This window comes from Pannonibacter phragmitetus DSM 14782 (assembly GCF_000382365.1).
In the GTDB taxonomy this organism is placed as follows: Bacteria; Pseudomonadota; Alphaproteobacteria; order Rhizobiales; family Stappiaceae; genus Pannonibacter; species Pannonibacter phragmitetus.
In genome coordinates this window covers 132,810-152,067 of record NZ_KB908220.1, presented here as the reverse complement: position 1 = coordinate 152,067, position 19,258 = coordinate 132,810, and the positions used below count along the sequence as shown (strand labels likewise).

Below are 19,258 nucleotides of genomic sequence, written 5' to 3'. Positions count from 1 at the left end.
GAAAAGGTTCCGTTTTCGGAGAAGTGAAGGCATAAGGGGGTAAAATCACTGGGTAGAGATTCAGGTGCAGAAATTTTCGCTTCGCAAAGGTCTCCAGCTTCCGATCCTTGGTGCCCCTAGCGGGGGTGAGCAGGACGGTCCGGCTGTCAGCACCGTCGCCATCCTGGGCGCGGATTACATTGGTCTAAAACCGCGGCTTCTGGTTGCTGAAGGTGATGCGGTCGGGGCAGGGGCGCCCATCCTCACGCATAAAGACACGCCCGAGGTGATGGTCACGTCGCCTGTGAGCGGGCGAATCAAGGCCATCAACCGGGGCGCGCAGCGCAAGCTGATCAGTGTCGAGATTTCGGTTGATCCGGCAGCCGCCGAGCCGGTGTACTTCGGGCAGACCGGAGACATCAGCACGGCAGAGGGCGTGGTGGAGCGGCTTTGTGCCAGCGGCCTGTGGACATCTTTCCGCACCCGTCCCTATTCGAAGGTGCCTTTGCCCGAATCCCGGCCTGCTGCGATTTTCGTGACGGCAATGGACACCGAGCCTCTAGCGGCAGATCCGGTGCCCGTGATTGCCGCACGTGCAGAAGCGTTTGAGCGCGGATTGCAGGCGGTCGCCATGCTGACCGAGGGCAAGACTTTCCTGTGTCATGAGGACGGCGCGAGCCTGCCGGGCGCATCGGTGCCCGGTGTCGAGGTGGCGCAGTTCAGCGGGCCGCACCCTGCAGGCCTTGCCGGAACCCACATGCATTTTCTGGCGCCGCCGAGCGCAGCGCGCACTGTCTGGAGCATTGGCTATGCCGATGTCATCGCCATCGGCCAGCTGCTGCTGACCGGCTATCTGGACGGCTCCCGCGTTGTGGCAATCTGCGGGCCGCTGGCGTCCAATCCGCGTCTGGTGCGCACCATTGCCGGCGCGTCGATGACCGAACTTGCGGCCGGCGAGCACCCGGCCGGCGTGCCTGTGCGCCTCATCTCCGGATCGGTGCTGAGCGGCCGGGCTGGTGCTGGTGTTGAAGCCTATCTCGGCCGTTATGCTCGGCAGGTCACGCTGATCGAAGAAGATCACAGGCAGATCCCTCTCGGCTGGATCCGGCCGATGGCTTCCAAGTTCGCCGTGCAGCCGGTGCTGGGCTCGGCCTTCACGAACAAGCTCTATGCACTGACCACCAATCTGAACGGCGGCCGGCGCGCCATGGTCCCGATCGGAACCTTCGAGCAGCTGATGCCGCAGGACTATCTGCCGACGCAGCTTTTGCGCGCGCTTCTGGTGATGGACACCGACGAGGCGCAGGCACTCGGGGCGCTGGAGCTGGACGAGGAGGACCTCGGCCTGGCCGGGTTTGCCTGTCCTGCCAAATATGAATACGGCATTGCCCTGCGCGATTGCCTGACGAAGATCGAAAGAGAGGGCTGATCGCGTGGGTTTGCGCAGTTTCTTCGACCGGATCGAGCCGCAGTTCACCAAGGGAGGCCGCTATGAGCGGTTCTTCCCGCTTTATGAAATGGTGGAAAGCTTCCTCTACACCCCCCGCACAGTGACGACTGTGGCACCGCATGCGCGGTCCTACATCGACATGAAGCGGATCATGACCTACGTGGTGATCGCGACCATCCCCTGTGTTCTGATGGCGCTTTACAACACGGGGCTTCAGGTCAATCTTGCCATTGCCAGCCATGGCGCGAGCGGCTGGCGCGCGTCCATCATCGAGGCTCTGGGGATCGGCTTCGATGCCGCCAGCCCTCTGGCCAACATGCTGCATGGCCTCCTGTACTTCCTGCCGGTCTACATCGTCACGCTCGCCGTCGGTGGCATCTGGGAAGTCCTGTTTGCCACGGTCCGGCGTCATGAAGTGAACGAGGGCTTCCTCGTTACCTCGATGCTTTATACTCTCATCCTGCCGGCTTCGACGCCGCTGTGGCAGGTTGCGCTCGGCATCTCGTTTGGCGTGGTGATCGGCAAGGAAGTGTTCGGCGGTACGGGCAAAAACTTCCTCAATCCGGCGCTGGTCGGCCGCGCGTTCCTCTATTTCGCATTTCCTGCACAGATGTCGGGAGACGCGGTCTGGACGCCCGTTGACGGGTTCTCCGGCGCTACGGCGCTGGCCGTCGTTGCCTCCGAGGGCCATCAGCAGCTTGCCGCCTATGGCATCACGTGGATGGATGCCTTCATCGGCACCATGCAGGGCAGCATGGGTGAGACATCGACGCTCGCCTGCATGATCGGCCTCGCCTTCCTGCTGCTCACCCGCATTGCCAATTACCGGATGGTGCTGGGCTGCATGGTGGGGATGATCGGCTTCTCGGCCCTGCTCAACTTCGTCGGATCGGACAGCAATCCGGCCTTTGCCATGCCCTGGTACTGGCACCTCGTGACCGGCGGCTTTGCCTTTGGACTGGCCTTCATGGTGACGGAGCCCGTTTCGGGATCCCATACGAACACCGGCCGCTATGTCTATGGAGCGCTGATCGGCGTCATGGTGGTGATGATCCGCGTGATCAATCCGGCCTTCCCCGAAGGCATGATGCTGGCGATCCTGTTCGGAAATGTTTTCGCGCCCTTGATCGATCATTTCGTCGTCAAGGCCAACATCAAGCGGAGGGCGCGGCGTCTATGATTGACCAACGCGAAACGCTCACGGCAAACACGCAGAAGGGGCCGATCGGCCGCTTCTTCGCCCTGCCTGCCGATTCAACGCCGAAGACGATCTTTGTGGCGGTCGTCCTCTGCCTCGTCGCCTCGATGGTGGTGTCTCTGGCGGCTGTCAGCCTGAGGCCGCTGCAGCAGCAGAATGCCCTGCGCAACCAGCAGATCAACATTCTGCAGGTCGCCGGCCTTTACGAGCCCGGCCAGGACGTGGCCAAGGCCTTTGCCGCGTTTGAGCCGGCGGTACTTGAACTGGAAACCGGGCGCCTGACTGACAGGTTCGACCCGGCCTCCTTTGATGACCGTGCCGCCGCGAAGGACCCGGAACTCTCCGTTGCCCTGACCGATGACCCGGCTTCGATCGTGCGTCAGGCCCGCTTCGTGTCCGTCTATATTCTGCGCGATGCCAATGGCGGCGTGGACAAGGTGGTCCTGCCCATTCATGGCTACGGCCTGTGGTCCACGCTGTACGGCTATGTCGCCATCGAGGCGGATGGCCAGACGATCTATGGTCTGCAGTTCTATCAGCACGCCGAAACGCCGGGCCTTGGCGGCGAAGTCGACAATCCGCGCTGGCGTGCCCAGTGGAACGGCAAGTCGATCTACAATGACGCCGGAGACGTGGCGATCACGATTTCGCGCATGGCGCCTGCCCGGGGGCAGGAGCACCACATTGATGCGATTTCCGGTGCTACGCTGACGGGCCGCGGCGTTGAGAACCTCGTCCGCTTCTGGATGGGCGAGAGAGGCTATGCTCCCTTCCTCGCTCATGTTCGCGCAGGAGAAATCTGATGGCGCAATCACGCAAGTCCATGCTGGTCGACCCGCTGGTCGACAACAATCCGATCACCCTGCAGGTTCTTGGCATCTGTTCGGCCCTCGCGGTGACAACCTCTCTGCAGCTCTCGCTCGTGATGGCGCTGGCAGTGACCTTCGTGACATCGTTCTCCTCGATGTTCATCTCCATGCTGCGCAACCACATCCCCACCTCCATCCGCATCATCGTGCAGATGGTCGTGATCGCCAGCATGGTGATCGTGGTGGATCAGGTGCTCAAGGCCTATGCCTTCGAGATTTCGCAGACGCTGTCGGTCTTCGTGGGCCTGATCATCACCAACTGCATCGTCATGGGGCGGGCCGAGGCCTTTGCCATGAAGAACCCGCCGGTGGCCTCGTTCATCGACGGTATCGGCAACGGCATGGGCTATGGCCTGATCCTGATGATGGTGGCCTTCATCCGTGAACTGTTCGGGTCCGGAACGCTGTTCGGCGTGACCATCTTGCAGACCGTTAACAACGGCGGCTGGTATGTGCCCAATGGCCTGCTGCTTCTGCCGCCTTCCGCCTTCTTCGTCATCGGGCTGATCATCTGGGCCTTCCGCAGCTGGAAGCCGAAGCAGGTCGAGAAACGCGAATACCGCATTCAGGTCGTGGAGCAGCACTGATGGAGCAACTCTTGTCCCTCGCGGTGAAGGCGGTCTTCGTCGAGAACCTGGCACTGTCGTTCTTCCTGGGCATGTGTACCTTCCTGGCTGTGTCCAAGAAGATCACCACGGCTCTTGGTCTGGGCATTTCAGTGATGGTCGTGCAGACCATCACGATCCCGGCCAACAACCTGCTGCTGACCTATATCTTGGCGCCCGGCGCTTTGGCATGGGCCGGGTACCCGGATGTTGATCTCAGCTTCCTTGGCCTGATCGCCTATATCGGCGTTATTGCCGCCATGGTGCAGATCCTGGAGATGGCGCTCGATAAGTATTTCCCGCCGCTCTACAACGCGCTGGGGATCTTCCTGCCCCTCATCACGGTGAACTGCGCCATTCTCGGCGGCTCCCTGTTCATGGTCGAACGCAACTACAGCTTTCCCGAGGCTGCGGTCTATGGCGTGTCCTCCGGCTTCGGCTGGGCACTGGCCATTGCCGCCATGGCGGGCGTGCGTGAAAAGCTGAAATATTCCGACGTTCCCGATGGCCTGCAGGGCCTGGGGATCACGTTCATCACAGCCGGGCTGATGGCTCTGGCATTCATGTCCTTCTCGGGCGTGAACCTCTGAGGCTGGACAGATGCAGACTTTCACCCTCGGCGTTCTTCTCTTCACCCTGATCGTGCTGGCGCTGGTCACGCTCATCATCCTTGCGCGTGCGCGGCTGGTGTCTTCAGGCAATGTCAACATCACCATCAACGGGGAGCGGACGATCTCGGTTCCCGCAGGCGGAAAGCTTCTGCAGACCCTTGCGGCTGAGAAGCTGTTCGTGCCCTCCGCCTGCGGCGGCGGCGGCACCTGCGCGCAGTGCCGCGTGCGTGTGCTGGAAGGCGGCGGCTCGATCCTGCCAACCGAAACGTCCCATATCACCAAGCGCGAAGCGGCCTGCGGCGACCGCCTGTCCTGTCAGGTTGCGGTCAAGCAGGACATGAAGATCGAAGTCCACGACGAGGTCTTCGGCGTCAAGAAGTGGGAATGCACCGTCCGTTCCAACAACAACGTTGCGACCTTCATCAAGGAACTCGTTCTGGAACTGCCCGAGGGCGAGGATGTGAACTTCCGCGCCGGTGGCTACATCCAGATCGAGGCTCCGGCGCATGTGGTCAAGTACAGCGGCTTTGATGTGGCCGATGAGTACCGCGAGGATTGGGACAAGTTCAATCTCTGGCGCTATGAATCACGCGTGGACGAGGGGCTTGAGCGCGCCTATTCCATGGCCAACTATCCGGACGAGAAGGGCATCATCATGCTCAACGTCCGTATTGCCTCGCCCCCGCCGCGCTCTGAAGGCGTGCCTCCGGGCAAGATGTCGTCCTTCATCTTCAACCTGAAACCGGGCGACAAGGTCACCATTTCGGGTCCGTTCGGCGAATTCTTCGCCCGCGACACCAAGAAGGAAATGATCTTCATTGGCGGTGGTGCGGGCATGGCGCCGATGCGCAGCCACATCTTCGACCAGTTGAAGCGCCTGAAGAACCGGGACCGCAGGATCAGCTTCTGGTACGGTGCCCGCTCCAAGCGCGAAATGTTCTATGTCGAGGATTTCGACGGTCTTGCCGCCGAATTCCCGAACTTTGAATGGCATGTGGCCCTGTCCGACGCGCTGCCTGAGGACGACTGGAAGGGCTACACCGGCTTCATCCACAATGTGCTGTACGAGCAGTACCTCAAGAACCATCCCGCGCCCGAGGACTGCGAATATTACATGTGCGGTCCCCCGATCATGAACCAGTCGGTGATCAAGATGCTGCTCGACCTGGGCGTCGACCGCGAAGACATCATGCTGGACGATTTCGGCGGCTGATCCTGACAAGAGCCGCCGGGCCAATAAGCGCCCGGCGGCTTTTTCTATGGCAGTGTCTTGTTCCGGCTCCAGCAGCGCTTGCCTGAGGGGCAAGTTGGTAAAGAGCGATGCGGCGCTTGGGCAGTTTCAAGGTATGATGCGGCAGCATCGAAAGCCTTGGCGGGATCTGCCATCCGGGCCTGCGAAGCAGGCAGGGGCATGCTGCAGCCCGCCGTCTCTGCCGTATCAGCCTCCGGCATTGGCCCCGGCCAATCAACGAAGCGACAAGGAAACTCGAGTGTCTGATCCTGCTGCCTCCCATTCCACTCCGCAGATCGATGAGACGTGCTTTGCAGCCATCGACGAGGACCGGCTGTTCTCTGCGCCCGTCAGCACCCATCCGGCACGGATCCTGATCCTCTACGGGTCGCTCAGGCCACGCTCCTTCAGCCGCCTGTCGGCGGAGGAGGCCGGGCGCATTCTGACGCGGTTTGGCGCCGAGGTGCGGTTCTTCAACCCTTCTGGCCTGCCGCTGGTGGATGATGGGGTCGATGCCAGCCATCCGAAGGTGCGTGAGCTGCGCGATCTGGTGGCCTGGTCGGAGGGCATGGTCTGGTCGAGCCCGGAACGCCATGGTGCTATGACCGGCCTGATGAAGACGCAGATCGACTGGATCCCGCTGTCGGAGGGCGCCGTGCGGCCGACACAGGGCAAGACCCTCGCCCTGATGCAGGTCTCGGGCGGCTCGCAGAGCTTCAACGCGGTCAACCAGATGCGCATCCTTGGCCGCTGGATGCGGATGCTGACGATCCCCAACCAGTCTTCCATTCCGAAAGCCTTCCAGGAATTCGACGACGAGGGGCGGATGCGCCCGTCACCCCTCTTCGACCGGATTGTCGATGTGATGGAGGAACTGGTGAAGTTCACGCTCTTGACGCGCGGCCGGTCGGACTATCTGGTGGACCGTTATTCCGAGCGCAAGGAAAGCGCCGAAGCGTTGATGAAGCGGGTCAACCAGTCTGCTGCGACATGAGGTGAAACTGACTGACTGACTGACTGACTGACTGACTGACACCGGGCGCCCTGCAGGGGCAAGCCAAAACCGGGAGGCGCACATGAAGCTGATTGGGGCCGAAGAGGTCAACCAGGCGCTCACCTGGCCTGCGCTTGTTGAGGCCATGCGCGCGGCGCACCGGTTTGATGAACCGGCGGTCAGGGACATGCATCTTGCGTCCGGCAGCGGCAACCTCCTCGTCCGCTCCGCCTGGTTCCCGGGCAGGATGCTTGGCGTCAAGGCCGTCACGGTGTTTGCGGACAATCCGCGCGCAACGCCGCCGCGCCCGGCGGTTCAGGGCAGCTTCATCCTGTTCGACGGAGACAGTGGTGCGCCAGTGGCCGTCATCGACGGCGCGGCCATCACCGCATGGAAGACGGCCGCAGATTCGGCTCTGGGTGCGGATCTTCTCGCCCGGCAGGATGCAAGGGTTCTGCTGATGATCGGGGCAGGTGCCATGGCCGAACCCCTGATCCGGGCACATCTGTCGGTGCGGCCTTACAGCACTGTTCTTTTATGGAACCGCAGCCGGGAAGGGGCGGAAGCGCTGGCCGGCAGGCTTGGAGATATTCCTGCCGATGTCACGGTCTGCAGTGATCTGCGCGCAGCCATAGGGCAGGCCGATGTGATCTGCAGCGCCACGATGGCGCAGACGCCCTTCATTCCGGGCGATGCGCTGCCTGAAGGCTGCCACCTTGACCTCGTCGGCGCCTACCGCCCGGACATGCGGGAGGCGGATGATACCGCGCTTCAGCGCTCACGCCTCTTTGTCGATTGCCGCGATACCACTGTGGCCGAGATCGGCGAGCTGCTGATCCCGATCCGCAACGGGCTCATCACCGCCGGTGACGTGGCGGGCGACCTCTTCGACCTCGTGGCGGGGCGTGCCGGGCGGGAGGCGGACACCGAGATCACCCTCTACAAGAACGGCGGCGGCGCCCACCTCGATCTGATCACGGCGCAGCTGATCCATGATTTGCTGGATGGTCTGCCGGAGTGAAGCTGTGCGGCCATGAGAAGCCCAGGGTGCGCGGGGATTGCTGAAAACAACAATCCTCAGGCACCCCGGGCCGTGGGGCATTGCGTGCTGCCGTGCTCGGCCAGTGCGGCTTGTCAGAGAATGGCGACCTTGCCGGTTGCAATCTCGTAGACGCCAGCAACGGATTTGATTTTGCCGGACGTGTGGAAGTCCGACAAGATCGGTCCGGTCGTCTCTGCCTTCTGGGCGTTGAGCCGCGCATTCTGAGCTGTTGCAGCGGCAAGCAGGTCTGCCGGATTTTCCGCCATGACGTCATAAACCGCTGGCCGGATGGCATTCACAAGGCTCGGCAGGTGGCCGGGCGGCAAGGTATTGTCGTGGATCGATTTGATCGTCGCGCTCACCGCACCACAGGATGAGTGTCCCAGCACGAGGATTGCCTTGATGCCGAGAACCGCCGCAGCGTATTCAAGACTGGCCAGGCCGTCCTCATTGATGAAGTTTCCGGCAACGCGGACGACGAACAGATCTCCGGGGCCCTGGTCGAAGATCAGTTCGGGAACGACACGGGAGTCTGCGCAAGTCACGATTGCAGCAAAGGGCTGCTGTCCTTCAGACCGCGCTGTGCGGCCCGCCGAATGGTCCGTGTTGATGGCTGCGTTGGCAACATAACGGGCGTTGCCGTCAGCAAGAGCCTGCAGTGCCTCGCTGGCTGTTTGCGGCCGGGGGGATGCCGCAGCTGCAGTGTCGCTGGCATAGGCGGAAGACATGAATGGCGCGGCAAGCCCGAGAGCCAACCCGCCCTTTAGAAGGTTGCGGCGAGCGATGGAAAAACCTGAACACTCCTGACACATGATATTCCCTCCATAGAAACCAGGACCCCCGTGTTGGGCTATCCTTCCTTTCGAAACCCGGACAGATGAGCTGTCCTCTGGCGCGCTCCAGCTGGGAGCCTTTGTGTGCCAGATGGTTCGATCTCAATATTTTACCCTGCTTCAGTACCGTGTTTCCGCATTTTAAAAGTATAATGCTATATTTTATTGTATTTTGACTGGCGTTCTTTATTTATAAATCTTGATTCTTGTGAATTTAGAAGCTTCTCCCTTATTATGCATATTTTTTGTAGAGATTTTCAAGAGCTGAAGTTGCTGCCATGTCAGCTTTTGGCCTTGGGAAGTTCGTGGTAACGGCTACCGCGAGGTTCTTCTCTGTGTCGATCAAGTTCTTGGCCAGGTTCATGGAGCTCGAACCATTGTGTGTCAGTCGCCGCCTCTCCGACCAGGCGAACTTCGCACTGGCCGGGTGCGGTCTGATGGACACGAAGACAAGATCGTGGCCAAGGAACCGGAGAGTGCCTGTGATGATACGGACGTTCCGGCGGGGCACATCGTGCTGCCCCGGTTGGCAGGCAGGCCTGGCGATGAACGGCAATGCATCTGCGGTCTCTTTTTCGCCCTTCAACTCTTATATTTTCCGCCGCAGTGCATAGATACAAAAGGAGCGGGATTGCTTCCGGTATGACATCCATGCGGCGGGGCGGTTGCGCGAAATGTATTTCGGGCGCGTGAGCCAGAGGCTCGAGCGTAAAGTCACCGCAACTTGCAAAAGAGAACATCCAAATGCTCTATGTCGATATTCCAGCGCACTCCGAGATCACCAAACTTGTTGCCGAGCGCGGGGAGGCTCTGGTCAGTATCTACGTAAAAACCACAGCTGAGACCCAGCACATTGACGCGGCGCGGACACGTCTCAAGCAGATGGCCGCAGAGGCCGTCGCGCAGCTTGAGGCGGCAGGCGTTGCCAAGCGCACAATCTGGCCCATCGAAGAACAGCTGCATGATCTGATGGATGATGACGAATTCTGGCGCCTTCAGGCCAACAGCCTCGCGGTGTTTGTGACGCCGGACTGGTTGCGCAGCTACCGGCTGCCCAACCACTTGAGCGAAACCGTTCAGGTGGCTGACCGCTTTCATCTGAAACCCCTTCTGCGCGCCGTCTCGCTGCCGCAGCATGCGTTCATTCTGGCGCTGGCCGAGAACGAGGTGCGCGTGATCGAGCTGCTGGGTGACCAGCCCGCGCAGGAGATCCGTGTTCCCAATCTCCCGAAGGATGCCGCTTCGGTTGCCGGTACCGCCAACGTGAATTCCCGCAGCTATTCAGGCCGTCTGGGTGGAGGTGAGGGCCAGAAGCATCATCTGCGCCAGTATTGCCGCCAGATTGATGCTGTCCTGAGAAGCTTCATGTCCGGCCGGTCCGAGCCGCTCATACTGGCCGCAACGCAGCCGCTGCTTTCGATGTACCGTTCGGTCAATAGCTACGGCCATCTCGCCGGCCCGGCAATCGAGACGAGCCCGGTCAACCTGCCGGCCCATGAGCTTGGAAGTCAGGCGCGTGCCATCATGGATGAACTGAATGCGGCGGCCATCGCCGGGTTCGGCGCGCTCTTCAATGAAAGAGGGGCGGAGAACCGGGCTGTTTCGGATGTGGGCCGCGCCGCGCGTGCTGCAACTTTTGGCGCGGTTGATACCCTTCTTGTGGACATGGACAGCGTGGTTCCGGGCCTTGTCGACGAGACAACCGGGGCCATCTCGCTCGAAAAGACGGACAGCGCCGCCAGCTACGATGTGATCGACGAAATTGCCGGACGCGTGCTTGCCAATGGCGGCCGGGTGCTGGCCGCCCGCAGGGAGGATATCCCGGAAGGGGGCGAACTGGCCGCAATCCTGCGCTATGCTATCTGACGCCGCCGCCTTGAGAAACCGGGCAAAATGAATGAACACGCAGGGCCGGGGAAACTCCGGCCCTTTCCGGTCTTCGGATGGAATGTGTTGAGGCCCGTGCCCTGCCAGAGCCTTTTCAAGGCTGATGCCCCGGCAACCCGGCGCCTTGGTATGGCATGCCTGTTACAGGCCGGGATCGGTAAAACTCCGGGTGTTGCCGCCGGGCCCGTCCGGATATGTTGCTGCGATGCAGCATGAGGATGACATGGGCAACGCCAAGACTAGCAAGAAGATGAACCTGACGCCTCAGGGCAGGGGGCTTTAGGCCATGACGGGTATCCTCGTCATCCTGCTGACCCTCGCCGCCCTGATCTTTCTGGCCTATCGCGGGGTGAGTCTGCTGCTGCTGGCCCCGGCCATGGCGGTGCTGGCGGTGTTCTTTGCCGAGGGCGGCCCGCTCCTGGCCAGCTACACGCAGGTCTTCATGCAGGCCACCGGCCGCTTCATCATCCAGTATTTCCCCCTGTTCCTGCTGGGGGCGGTGTTCGGCAAGCTGATGGAGGCCTCCGGCTCGGCGCGGGTTCTGGCCGATGGCATCATTCGCGGGCTGGGGCCAAGCCGGGCCATTCTGGCGGTGATCCTGTCCTGCGCCGCGATGACCTATGGCGGGGTGTCACTGTTTGTCGTGGCCTTTGCCGTCTGGCCCATTGCTTCCGCGCTGTTCCGGGAGGCCGCTCTGCCCAAGGTGCTGATCCCGGCGACCATCGCCCTCGGGGCCTTCACCTTCACCATGAGTGCGCTGCCCGGCACACCTGCGATCCAGAACGCGATCCCGATGCCCTATTTCGGCACCACGCCCTTTGCAGCGCCCGGACTGGGGCTGATCTGCGGGGCGCTGATGCTGGGGCTGGGCTGGGCCTGGCTGGAATACCGCACGCGCGCCCTTGGCCCGGGTTACGGAGAGCCGGACGCTGATGCGGGCGGGCCTGATGCGGGCGCGTCGCCCGCACTGCTGGTGGCGGCCGCGCCGCTGGTGCTCGTGCTGGCGCTCAATCTCGGCTTCACCTTCCTGGTGATCCCGGCGATGGACACGGGTTATCTGGCGCAGCCCGAGTTTGGCGGAACCGATGTGGGCGCACTGCGCGGGGTCTGGTCGATCATATCGGCGCTGACCCTTGCTTCTCTGGCTCTGGTGGCCATGAACTGGCGCCGTCTTGTGGTTGGCCTGTCCGGGACGCTGGATGAAGGCGCCAAGGATGCACTCATGCCGATCTTCAACACGGCAAGCCTCGTCGGTTTTGGTGCCGTGATCGCTTCCCTTCCGGCGTTCGGGCTGATCCGTGACTGGGTGGTCACGCTTGGCGGGGACAACCCGCTGATCTCGCTGGCGGCCGGCACAAGCCTTCTGGCGGGGATAACGGGGTCGGCCTCGGGCGGCATGTCGATTGCGCTGTCGACGCTGGGTGAGACCTATCTGGCCATGGGGCAGGCGGCGGGGGTGTCTCCCGAGCTCATGCACCGGGTGACGGCGGTGGCGACAGGCGGACTGGACGCACTGCCGCACAACGGCGCCGTCATCTCCCTGCTGACCATCTGCGGGCTGACACACCGGGAAGCCTACCGGGACATTTTCATGGTCGCGGTCGCCATCCCCGTGCTGGCCCTTGTGGTGCTGGTGGCCATCGGCACGGTGTTCGGCAGCTTCTGACACCGCGGCGTAAGGGAAGCACTGTTGTGCCAGATGCTTCGTCCCTCAACCTTTCAAGCTCCGGTGTGCGGTTTTTCGTCCGGGCCTTCGAGTGCGGAGCGCAGCCGCCGGATCATGACGGCTCTCTGCTTCTCGCTCGGGCTTGCGGCCAATGCATCGTTGATATCAAGGATCAGGCGCGAGACATCATTGTGCCAGTCCAGCCTTGCCACCTTTCCGGCCGGCAGCCGCGGATGGCCGGGGCTTGCGGCCCGGTGTCCGCCTGTGCCCGTCAGCTCGAAGGTTTCGTCCAGTTCGGGCCGCAGGATTCTGCCGGGGCTGACAATCCCGTTCAGGCCCGCTGCGAGGCTTTCGCGGGCATCCGGTTCGCCATGGACAAGAAACAGCTCATGGGTCAGCGGCAGCCGCGCCTTGATCCAGTCCACCAGTTCCGTGCGGTCTGCGTGCCCGGAGTAGAGGTCGAGCGACCGGATGCGGGCATGTACACTGAATTCCTCGCCCTGGATGCGGACCACCTGCGCTCCGCTCTGGAGAATGCGCCCCAGCGTGCCTTCCGCCTGATAGCCGGTAAACAGGACTGTTGCCGTGCTTCGCCAGAGCCAGTTCTTCAGCCGGTGGCGGATGCGCCCGGCATCGCACATGCCGGAGGCGGCGATGATGATGTGAAAGCCCCGGACACCATCCAGTGCCATGCTTTCTTCGCGGGTTTCCGTGAAATGCAGGTTGGCGGCCCTCAGGCCGCGCATCAGGTCCGCTCCCTCTTCGAGTTCGCGGTGATGATTGGCAAATATCCGTGTTGCCTTGCTTGCAAGAGGGCTGTCCACATAGACCGGGATGTCCGGAAGCTCGCCTTCGGCGATCAGGCGCCCGATGTCGCTGATGAGTTCCTGCGTGCGCTCCACGGCGAAGGAGGGGATCAGCAGTGCCCCATCCGGATGCATTGCGGCACGCACCTCGTCCCGCAGCAAGAGGCGCCGGGACGCTGGGGTGGCTTCGGGCCGGTCTTCATCGCCATAGGTGGATTCGCAGATCAGGTAATCGACGCCTGCCGGTCCCTCCGGGTCGGCATGCATCAGCTTGCAATCCGGTCCGATATCGCCCGAGATCAGGATCTTCAGCGGCGGACTGCCATTGTCTCCGCCGGTCTCGATCTCCACCGATGCCGAGCCGAGCAGATGTCCCGCATTCCATAATCTCGCACGAAGGCCGGAGATGACCGGGAACCATTCGTTCAATCGATGCGGCTGAAACAGGCGGAGGCATGCCTCGGCATCACTGGTGTCGTAAATCGGCTTGATCCGGCCCCGGTTCCGGCGTGCGGCCCTGCGATTGAATTGTTCGACCTCCATCTCCTGGATATGCGCACTGTCAGGCAGCATGACACCGGCGAGGCCGACCGTTGCAGGTGTTGCGTGGATGGGGCCGGTGAAGCCATGGCGCACCAGTTTCGGCAGCAGGCCCGAATGGTCGATATGGGCATGGCTGAGGATCACGGCTGCAATGCGGTCCGGAGCGAAGGGGAAGGGGCGGTAGTTCAGCTCCTTTTCCGTTTTCGATCCCTGAAACATGCCGCAGTCGATCAGGATCTGGCCGTGGTCCGTCTCAAGCCGGAAACACGATCCGGTGACACCTCCGGCGGCACCGTGGAAGGTCAGGCGGGGAGGGTTCATCGGACGTTCCTTTCCTGCTCCTGCGGGCACAGTCACATCTGCAAGACATACCGGCCAGGAGCCGGCTCAAGCGGTGGCAGGCCATTTGCCGGCGCGCCGGTGGCAGGCGCCTGCCGTGAACCGCTGCTCTGTTCCCGCAGCCAGTCCTTCCATGCCGGCCACCATGAGCCATCCTGCGGGGAGGCACCGGCGATCCAGTCATCAGGCCCGGTGTAGAGGCCTCCGGCCGGACGGTGGGTCAGGCGGTAGTGGCTGCGGCGGTCACTGGGCTCGTTGACAATGCCGCTGTTGTGGCCGCCGCTGGCCAGTACGAAGACAAGGTCGCAATCGGTGAACAGCTTCGTCTTGTAAACGGACCTCCAGGGCGCGATGTGGTCGGTCTCTGTTGCAACGGCAAACATCGGGGTGGAAATGTCCTTCAGGGCGATCACCCGGCCCTCGACGGCGAAGCGCCCGGCTGTCAGCCGGTTCTCCAGAAACAGGCCACGCAGATACTGACCGTGCATCTTCGCAGGCATGCGTGTCGTGTCGGCCACCCAGACGCCCATGTCGGTGGGCAGTTCCTCCTGACCCAGGAAGTAGCGCCGCACGGCTCTCGACCAGATCAGGTCCTCGGAGCGGATGGTGGAAAAGGTCCGGGCCATCTGCGGCCGGTCGAGATAGCCCTGATCCCACATCATGTCCTCAAGGAAAGCCACCTGACTTTCATCCGCGAAGAGCAGCAACTCGCCTGCCTCGGCGAAGTCGACCTGTGCGGCCATGAGTGTGATGCTTGCCAGCCGGTCATCGCCATTGCGGGCCATCGTTGCTGCGGCGATGGCCAGCATCGTTCCGCCCAGGCAGTAGCCGGCTGCATGGATCTTGCTGCCGGGTACGATCCGGCCCACGGCATCCAGCGCCGCCATGACCCCCGCCGTCCGGTAATCCTCAAGCGAAAGGTTAGCCTGTTCTGCGGTCGGGTTGCACCACGAGATGATGAAGACGGTAAAGCCCTGCCGGACAAGATAGTTGACCATCGAATTGTGGGGCGACAGATCGAGGATGTAATATTTCATGATCCAGGCCGGCACGATCAGGATAGGCTCGGCCATTGTTTCTGCAGTCTGCGCGTCATACTGGATCAGTTCGAACAGATCATTGCGGAACACCACCTTGCCCGGGGTGCAGGCCAGATCCTCTCCGATCCGGAAGCCTTCCGGTGCAGGATCATGTGTTTGTGTGAGGGTCTTCACCATGTCCCGCAGGAAATGCCCGGCGCCATCGGTCAGGTTGCGTCCTCCGCTGGCCAGAAAGGCCTCGATGATCTCCGGGTTCAGGGCCGGAAAATTCGACGGGGCCATTGTGTCCAGTATCTGACGGGCCATGAACCGGGTGCGGTCGGCATTTTCGGGCCGGAGGCCGCGCAGATGATCCGTTGCGTGGTCCCACCAGTCCTGAATGGCAAGGAAGCCCTGCTGCCAGAGAAGGAACGGTGGAGCCTGCCATCCGGGATGCCTGAAGCGGTGATCGTAAGGCTTGGGGGCGAAGGGCGGCGGGCCGCCAAGACCTGCCCCCGATGCAAGGGGCATGAGCTTCATGGCGTTCTGCATGGCACGTTCGGCCAGTTCCAGCTGCCGGCCCGGCGACTCGCTCATATGGAATGCCCAGTCGCTGCCGGCCTCGATGAAGGCATGCAGCGAAACGCCTGCGCTCAGCCGGGCAAATGCGGCCCGCACGCCCCGGTCGAGATTCTGATGCGGATGCTCTGGCGTCCCGGCGCCCTGCCGTAGGACTGGGGCAGCGGCACGGGCAACGGCAGGGGCAGCCGAGGCAGCAGGGGCCGAAGCCGCAGGTTGGGGCAAAGCCGGGTCAGATGCCGGGCAGGCTGGCAGCCATTTGCGAGGTGCATGAGGAGTGTTTGCGGGCTTTTCGGTCATCGGTCGGCCATCTGGGAAGCGCATGAGTGACCCTCCGTTTCGTAATTGACGGCATGGCATCATCCGATCTCTTGCGAGACAGTACGGTTCCAGTCTTGTCCCTGTAGCCGCATTCAGGCGTGATGGCATTGATCCTGAGCAAAGGAAGTGCTTTCCACTGGCGCTGTTGTACTCTCTTAAGGAGGGCTTTCCTGCCCGGACGGTGGCAGACGATGGCTGTACTAACTCCTAACCGCGCGAAAAAAAACGCCGTACAATCGGGCAGGGCTTCCGGTCCATTGCGGCGGGAGGGAGTATCAAGCTGTCTCGAAGCAGCCGGCGGAGAAAGCGCTGCGCATAAAGACGTGCAAATTCGCCAGAATCCAGATCTTGGCGACGGCCGCCGGTCTTGCCGGCTTTTATACTGTCGCTACTGAGACCTCAGCTGTGTGCGTTGCAGATGATACAAGGCTCTAACCCAGGGCCCTGATCAGATTTTTACAGATGTGTCTCCAGTGGGCTGGCCTCGGCAGTCTGAAGCAGAGAAAATTGGCGTTGATCTTCAATAGTCGGTAGCCAAGCCTCCATTTGTTGATCTATCTCCAGGAACGCCTTTGATGAGAAATTCGATAGCTATACGGTGCTATCTCTTCGACTGTAACAATGTCCCCAGCACGAACTCCGCGCTGCTCGAAAAACTCGCGGATCCATCCGCGCTTACGGAAGAACTTCTTGGCACCATCGAGATCTGTCATCACTACCGCCTCTCCGCCCCAGTCGACGGCAATTTCACGCGATGCAGCCGATTCGCGGTTTGAACCACCGATTGCGTCATCCGGGAACTTTTCGAAGAAAGCACGAAGATAAATGTGGTTGTTGTTGATGTTGCCTTGGGTGATTTCTGTCGTTCCAATGTGACGCTCGGTCCGCCCATGCGAAATCGTGTCCGACAGCACCGCCGAAATCGCAGGCTTGGGCACGGCCGCCACACTTCCAGTGCCGACGATGATTTCGCGAGTCTTATCGTTTGCTCTTGCAACTGGGACAGGCCTCGCCGGGTGTTGGGTCCGAGTGGATTGAATCTCCTCGGCGTGGAGCACAACTTCAGCTGCCGCCCGCGCATCCTCGCCTGCATCGTGATGATCGAACACGAGCCCAAGATGCTGCTTGAGGTTTGCCAAGCCGTGACCTCCGTTACCCCGCAATTCTGGCCACGCAGTGCGTGCGACCTGCACGCTGTCGCGCCAGTCCCAGTGTGGGATTGCCAAGCCGTTATTTCCACAAGCGGCTGCAACCGCACTGCGATCAAAACCTGAGTGCTGGTAGATGACCGTGCCCGCCAAGGCATTGCGAAGAACGGTCAGAACTTCAGCAAAAGTTGGAGCGCCTTGAACTGTACGGGCGCTGATCCCGTGCAGGTACGTGAAAACCCATTGATCCACCTGCGGGTCGACATAGGTCACCCAAGTTTCGATGGAGTTGTCATGGCGGACACAGGCAACACCGATCTGGCATATGCTGCCGCGGTCATTGTTCGCCGTCTCGACGTCCAGTGCAAAGAAACGGAATGGGCCTTTGGGAAACGGTGGGACAGGTCTCTGCGGGACGGTGGCCGCCTTCGGTGTCTCTGCGGTGCTGGCCGTTGAGGTAATGAAACGAAGGCGTTGCCGGTCGACGGCGGCTCGCTCCTGGTTGCCCCAACCGAGGCGTTTCAGCGTGGCCTCGACCAAGTCTGCGGGTTCGTCATAGGGCTGCATCCGGCGCCGGTTCCACGCAATTGCATAGTCGGGAGCAAGGGCAAGAACCTCGGCCTCTAATCGTACGATATCCGCAGTGTCCGGCACTTGGATCCAGACAGCGCGGCAGTGATCGGAGACAAATTCGTTGCGCAATGCCTTTGCGATGTCGCCATCGGCCTTGTTAAGCGAATCCTTTCGATCCCGCCACATTCTGCCGGTATTGTACATATGCGAGAAGTAGTGGCTCATACCCTCAGACCCGGTCCGATGGCGCTGGTGGATACGCTCATAAAAGGTTTGATCGGTCGAGCTGGTCGAACCGATGTAACGGAGGTCGCCCCTGTGATCGACGAGGCCATAAAGACCCCGTGAATCGCGTGGTGCCTGAACTGTCGGGCGAGGCGCCGCTTCCAGAAGAGCGGATAGAAGGTCTTCGGCAGCGAAACGCATTGTCAAAATCCGGATCAGTTGAGACTTTTCAGGCTACGCGGGCGGATTGGCAAAACAGTGGGTGCCAAGCTTGAGCGTCGCACGGTAAGACAGGAAAGTGCTTTTGTCATCAGAGACTTCGTGACTGTGTTCCGAACTTCGCGAACAAGCACGCTATCCGTGCCGCGCGCCCCTCCGTATCGAGGATGGCAGCCTCGCAAACTCCGTGCGCACCATGAATTTGTCAGTTGCTTCTGAAGAAAGGGGTCTTTGAATCAGTCTCGCTGCTACCGATTTTGCGCAGCAAGCATCTCTCCCAAACTTGGGTGACCTCGCGCGTCGCTCGCCACACTAAGGAAAAGGCTCGTTAAGAACCTGTTTTGGGCTTTTAAAAGGGAGTGGCGGAGAGGATGGGATTCGAACCCACGAGACGCTTTTGACGCCTACTCCCTTAGCAGGGGAGCGCCTTCGACCACTCGGCCACCTCTCCGGTGGAGACCCTGATAAAGGATCTTGCGCTGAATGCAAGTGATTTGCGCAACGGGCTGTGGATTCTGGAAGGCGGTTCAGCGGCTTGGGGAAAACTCTGGGCCGGCAGAGGGAAAGAAGCAGGGAAAGCGACGGGGTGACCTGTGGCTGGTGGTCAGCCCGTCATCTTGCATGCGGGGCAATATGCTTGGCCGGTGTTGCGGCAAGCCTTGCCGGGAGGTGCTGTCCGGGCTGGTGAGTCCCGTTCTGATGACGCTTGGTATGGTGACGCTTGTTCCGGGGCGTCACTGCAGGCGCAGCCATTCGCGGGCGAGGCGCTGGGCCGTGGCGATGTCTGCGGCCGTCATTTCGCCGGAGATTTCCTTACGGTAGCGCGCGGCTTCCGTGTTGCCCTTCATGGCAGCGAGATTGAACCACTTGTGGGCGCTGACGAGATCGGCGGTGCCCGCGCGGCCGGCGGCACAGTCAAGGCCCATCTGGAAGAGAATGCCGGCGGAAGCTGCGCCTGCCTCCATCAGGGCTTCATCCATGGAAGCCCCGCCCATGATGGCCATCCCGGCCTCGTGCATTTCAAAACGTGCCATTTGCCGCTCCTGTCTCCAAACCCCGGTTTGCGGGGCTCCTGCCTTTTGCAGTGTTTTCTGTCGTCCCTGTTGATGACTTCGGCCCGG

16 protein-coding genes and 1 tRNA gene are annotated in these 19,258 nt (G+C 61.5%); 10 read left to right on the top strand and 7 right to left on the bottom strand.

Annotated features, from left to right (window positions below; genetic code table 11):
- Nucleotides 1–64: 64 nt before the first annotated feature.
- The 8 genes from H163_RS0111670 (at nt 65) to H163_RS0111635 (ending at nt 7,958) form a co-directional block, all read left to right on the top strand.
- A complete protein-coding gene (locus H163_RS0111670) occupies nt 65–1,408 on the top strand; it encodes a Na(+)-translocating NADH-quinone reductase subunit A (RefSeq protein WP_019964764.1) in 1,344 nt (447 codons plus the stop codon).
- 4 nt (nt 1,409–1,412) lie between these two features.
- Nucleotides 1,413–2,609, top strand: coding sequence for an NADH:ubiquinone reductase (Na(+)-transporting) subunit B (locus tag H163_RS0111665; protein ID WP_026355751.1), 1,197 nt, complete (start codon nt 1,413–1,415; stop codon nt 2,607–2,609).
- The gene (locus H163_RS0111660) at nt 2,606–3,430 is read left to right on the top strand and encodes a Na(+)-translocating NADH-quinone reductase subunit C (RefSeq protein WP_019964762.1); all 825 of its coding nucleotides are present in this window, start codon (nt 2,606–2,608) and stop codon (nt 3,428–3,430) included. The genes H163_RS0111665 and H163_RS0111660 overlap by 4 nt, the downstream gene beginning before the upstream one ends.
- Complete coding sequence (locus H163_RS0111655) at nt 3,430–4,083, top strand: NADH:ubiquinone reductase (Na(+)-transporting) subunit D (protein WP_019964761.1); 654 nt, start codon at nt 3,430–3,432, stop codon at nt 4,081–4,083. Before H163_RS0111660 ends, H163_RS0111655 begins: the two co-directional genes overlap by 1 nt.
- Nucleotides 4,083–4,691: an NADH:ubiquinone reductase (Na(+)-transporting) subunit E gene (gene nqrE / locus H163_RS0111650; RefSeq protein ID WP_019964760.1), complete on the top strand. Its 609-nt coding sequence runs from the start codon at nt 4,083–4,085 to the stop codon at nt 4,689–4,691. Before H163_RS0111655 ends, nqrE begins: the two co-directional genes overlap by 1 nt.
- Nucleotides 4,692–4,701: 10 nt before the next feature.
- On the top strand, nt 4,702–5,925 hold the full coding sequence (gene nqrF / locus H163_RS0111645) for an NADH:ubiquinone reductase (Na(+)-transporting) subunit F (RefSeq protein ID WP_019964759.1): 1,224 nt from the start codon (nt 4,702–4,704) through the stop codon (nt 5,923–5,925).
- 277 nt (nt 5,926–6,202) lie between these two features.
- On the top strand, nt 6,203–6,937 hold the full coding sequence (gene arsH / locus H163_RS0111640; RefSeq protein WP_019964758.1) for an arsenical resistance protein ArsH: 735 nt from the start codon (nt 6,203–6,205) through the stop codon (nt 6,935–6,937).
- Nucleotides 6,938–7,019: 82 nt separating this feature from the next.
- A complete protein-coding gene (locus H163_RS0111635; protein ID WP_019964757.1) occupies nt 7,020–7,958 on the top strand; it encodes an ornithine cyclodeaminase family protein in 939 nt (312 codons plus the stop codon).
- A gap of 113 nt (nt 7,959–8,071) precedes the next feature.
- Here the strand turns inward: H163_RS0111635 and H163_RS0111630 are convergent, their stop codons facing one another.
- Nucleotides 8,072–8,707 carry a carbonic anhydrase gene (locus H163_RS0111630; RefSeq protein ID WP_019964756.1) on the bottom strand — a complete coding sequence of 212 codons (636 nt, stop codon included), beginning with the start codon at nt 8,705–8,707 and terminating at the stop codon, nt 8,072–8,074.
- Nucleotides 8,708–9,044: 337 nt separating this feature from the next.
- Nucleotides 9,045–9,398, bottom strand: coding sequence for a hypothetical protein (locus H163_RS0111625; RefSeq protein ID WP_019964755.1), 354 nt, complete (start codon nt 9,396–9,398; stop codon nt 9,045–9,047).
- 158 nt (nt 9,399–9,556) lie between these two features.
- Here H163_RS0111625 and H163_RS0111620 point away from each other — a divergent pair, with 158 nt between their 5' ends.
- Nucleotides 9,557–10,678, top strand: coding sequence for a baeRF11 domain-containing protein (locus H163_RS0111620; protein ID WP_019964754.1), 1,122 nt, complete (start codon nt 9,557–9,559; stop codon nt 10,676–10,678).
- A 307-nt stretch (nt 10,679–10,985) separates the two neighbouring features.
- A complete protein-coding gene (locus tag H163_RS0111615; protein ID WP_019964753.1) occupies nt 10,986–12,365 on the top strand; it encodes a GntP family permease in 1,380 nt (459 codons plus the stop codon).
- Between the two features lie 53 nt (nt 12,366–12,418).
- Here H163_RS0111615 and H163_RS0111610 read toward each other — a convergent pair whose 3' ends face one another.
- The 5 genes from H163_RS0111610 to H163_RS0111590 form a co-directional block, all read right to left on the bottom strand.
- The gene (locus H163_RS0111610) at nt 12,419–14,035 is read right to left on the bottom strand and encodes an MBL fold metallo-hydrolase (protein WP_019964752.1); all 1,617 of its coding nucleotides are present in this window, start codon (nt 14,033–14,035) and stop codon (nt 12,419–12,421) included.
- Nucleotides 14,036–14,067: 32 nt separating this feature from the next.
- Complete coding sequence (locus tag H163_RS0111605) at nt 14,068–15,876, bottom strand: PHA/PHB synthase family protein (protein ID WP_244296131.1); 1,809 nt, start codon at nt 15,874–15,876, stop codon at nt 14,068–14,070.
- 650 nt (nt 15,877–16,526) lie between these two features.
- On the bottom strand, nt 16,527–18,119 hold the full coding sequence (locus H163_RS0111600; protein ID WP_019964750.1) for a 3'-5' exonuclease: 1,593 nt from the start codon (nt 18,117–18,119) through the stop codon (nt 16,527–16,529).
- A 378-nt stretch (nt 18,120–18,497) separates the two neighbouring features.
- Nucleotides 18,498–18,588: transfer RNA gene (locus H163_RS0111595), tRNA-Ser, on the bottom strand.
- 283 nt (nt 18,589–18,871) lie between these two features.
- The gene (locus H163_RS0111590) at nt 18,872–19,171 is read right to left on the bottom strand and encodes a hypothetical protein (protein WP_026355748.1); all 300 of its coding nucleotides are present in this window, start codon (nt 19,169–19,171) and stop codon (nt 18,872–18,874) included.
- Between the last annotated feature and the right edge of the window lie 87 nt (nt 19,172–19,258).

What these genes read in the sequence shown, in the direction of transcription:
- H163_RS0111660 (WP_019964762.1), top strand. Translation starts at nt 2,606, where the DNA reads ATGATTGACCAACGCGAAACGCTCACGGCAAACACGCAGAAGGGGCCG.
- H163_RS0111655 (WP_019964761.1), top strand. Translation starts at nt 3,430, where the DNA reads ATGGCGCAATCACGCAAGTCCATGCTGGTCGACCCGCTGGTCGACAAC.
- nqrE (WP_019964760.1), top strand. Translation starts at nt 4,083, where the DNA reads ATGGAGCAACTCTTGTCCCTCGCGGTGAAGGCGGTCTTCGTCGAGAAC.
- nqrF (WP_019964759.1), top strand. Translation starts at nt 4,702, where the DNA reads ATGCAGACTTTCACCCTCGGCGTTCTTCTCTTCACCCTGATCGTGCTG.
- H163_RS0111635 (WP_019964757.1), top strand. Translation starts at nt 7,020, where the DNA reads ATGAAGCTGATTGGGGCCGAAGAGGTCAACCAGGCGCTCACCTGGCCT.
- H163_RS0111630 (WP_019964756.1), bottom strand. Translation starts at nt 8,707, where the DNA reads ATGTCTTCCGCCTATGCCAGCGACACTGCAGCTGCGGCATCCCCCCGG.
- H163_RS0111620 (WP_019964754.1), top strand. Translation starts at nt 9,557, where the DNA reads ATGCTCTATGTCGATATTCCAGCGCACTCCGAGATCACCAAACTTGTT.
- H163_RS0111615 (WP_019964753.1), top strand. Translation starts at nt 10,986, where the DNA reads ATGACGGGTATCCTCGTCATCCTGCTGACCCTCGCCGCCCTGATCTTT.
- H163_RS0111610 (WP_019964752.1), bottom strand. Translation starts at nt 14,035, where the DNA reads ATGAACCCTCCCCGCCTGACCTTCCACGGTGCCGCCGGAGGTGTCACC.
- H163_RS0111600 (WP_019964750.1), bottom strand. Translation starts at nt 18,119, where the DNA reads ATGCGTTTCGCTGCCGAAGACCTTCTATCCGCTCTTCTGGAAGCGGCG.
- H163_RS0111590 (WP_026355748.1), bottom strand. Translation starts at nt 19,171, where the DNA reads ATGGCACGTTTTGAAATGCACGAGGCCGGGATGGCCATCATGGGCGGG.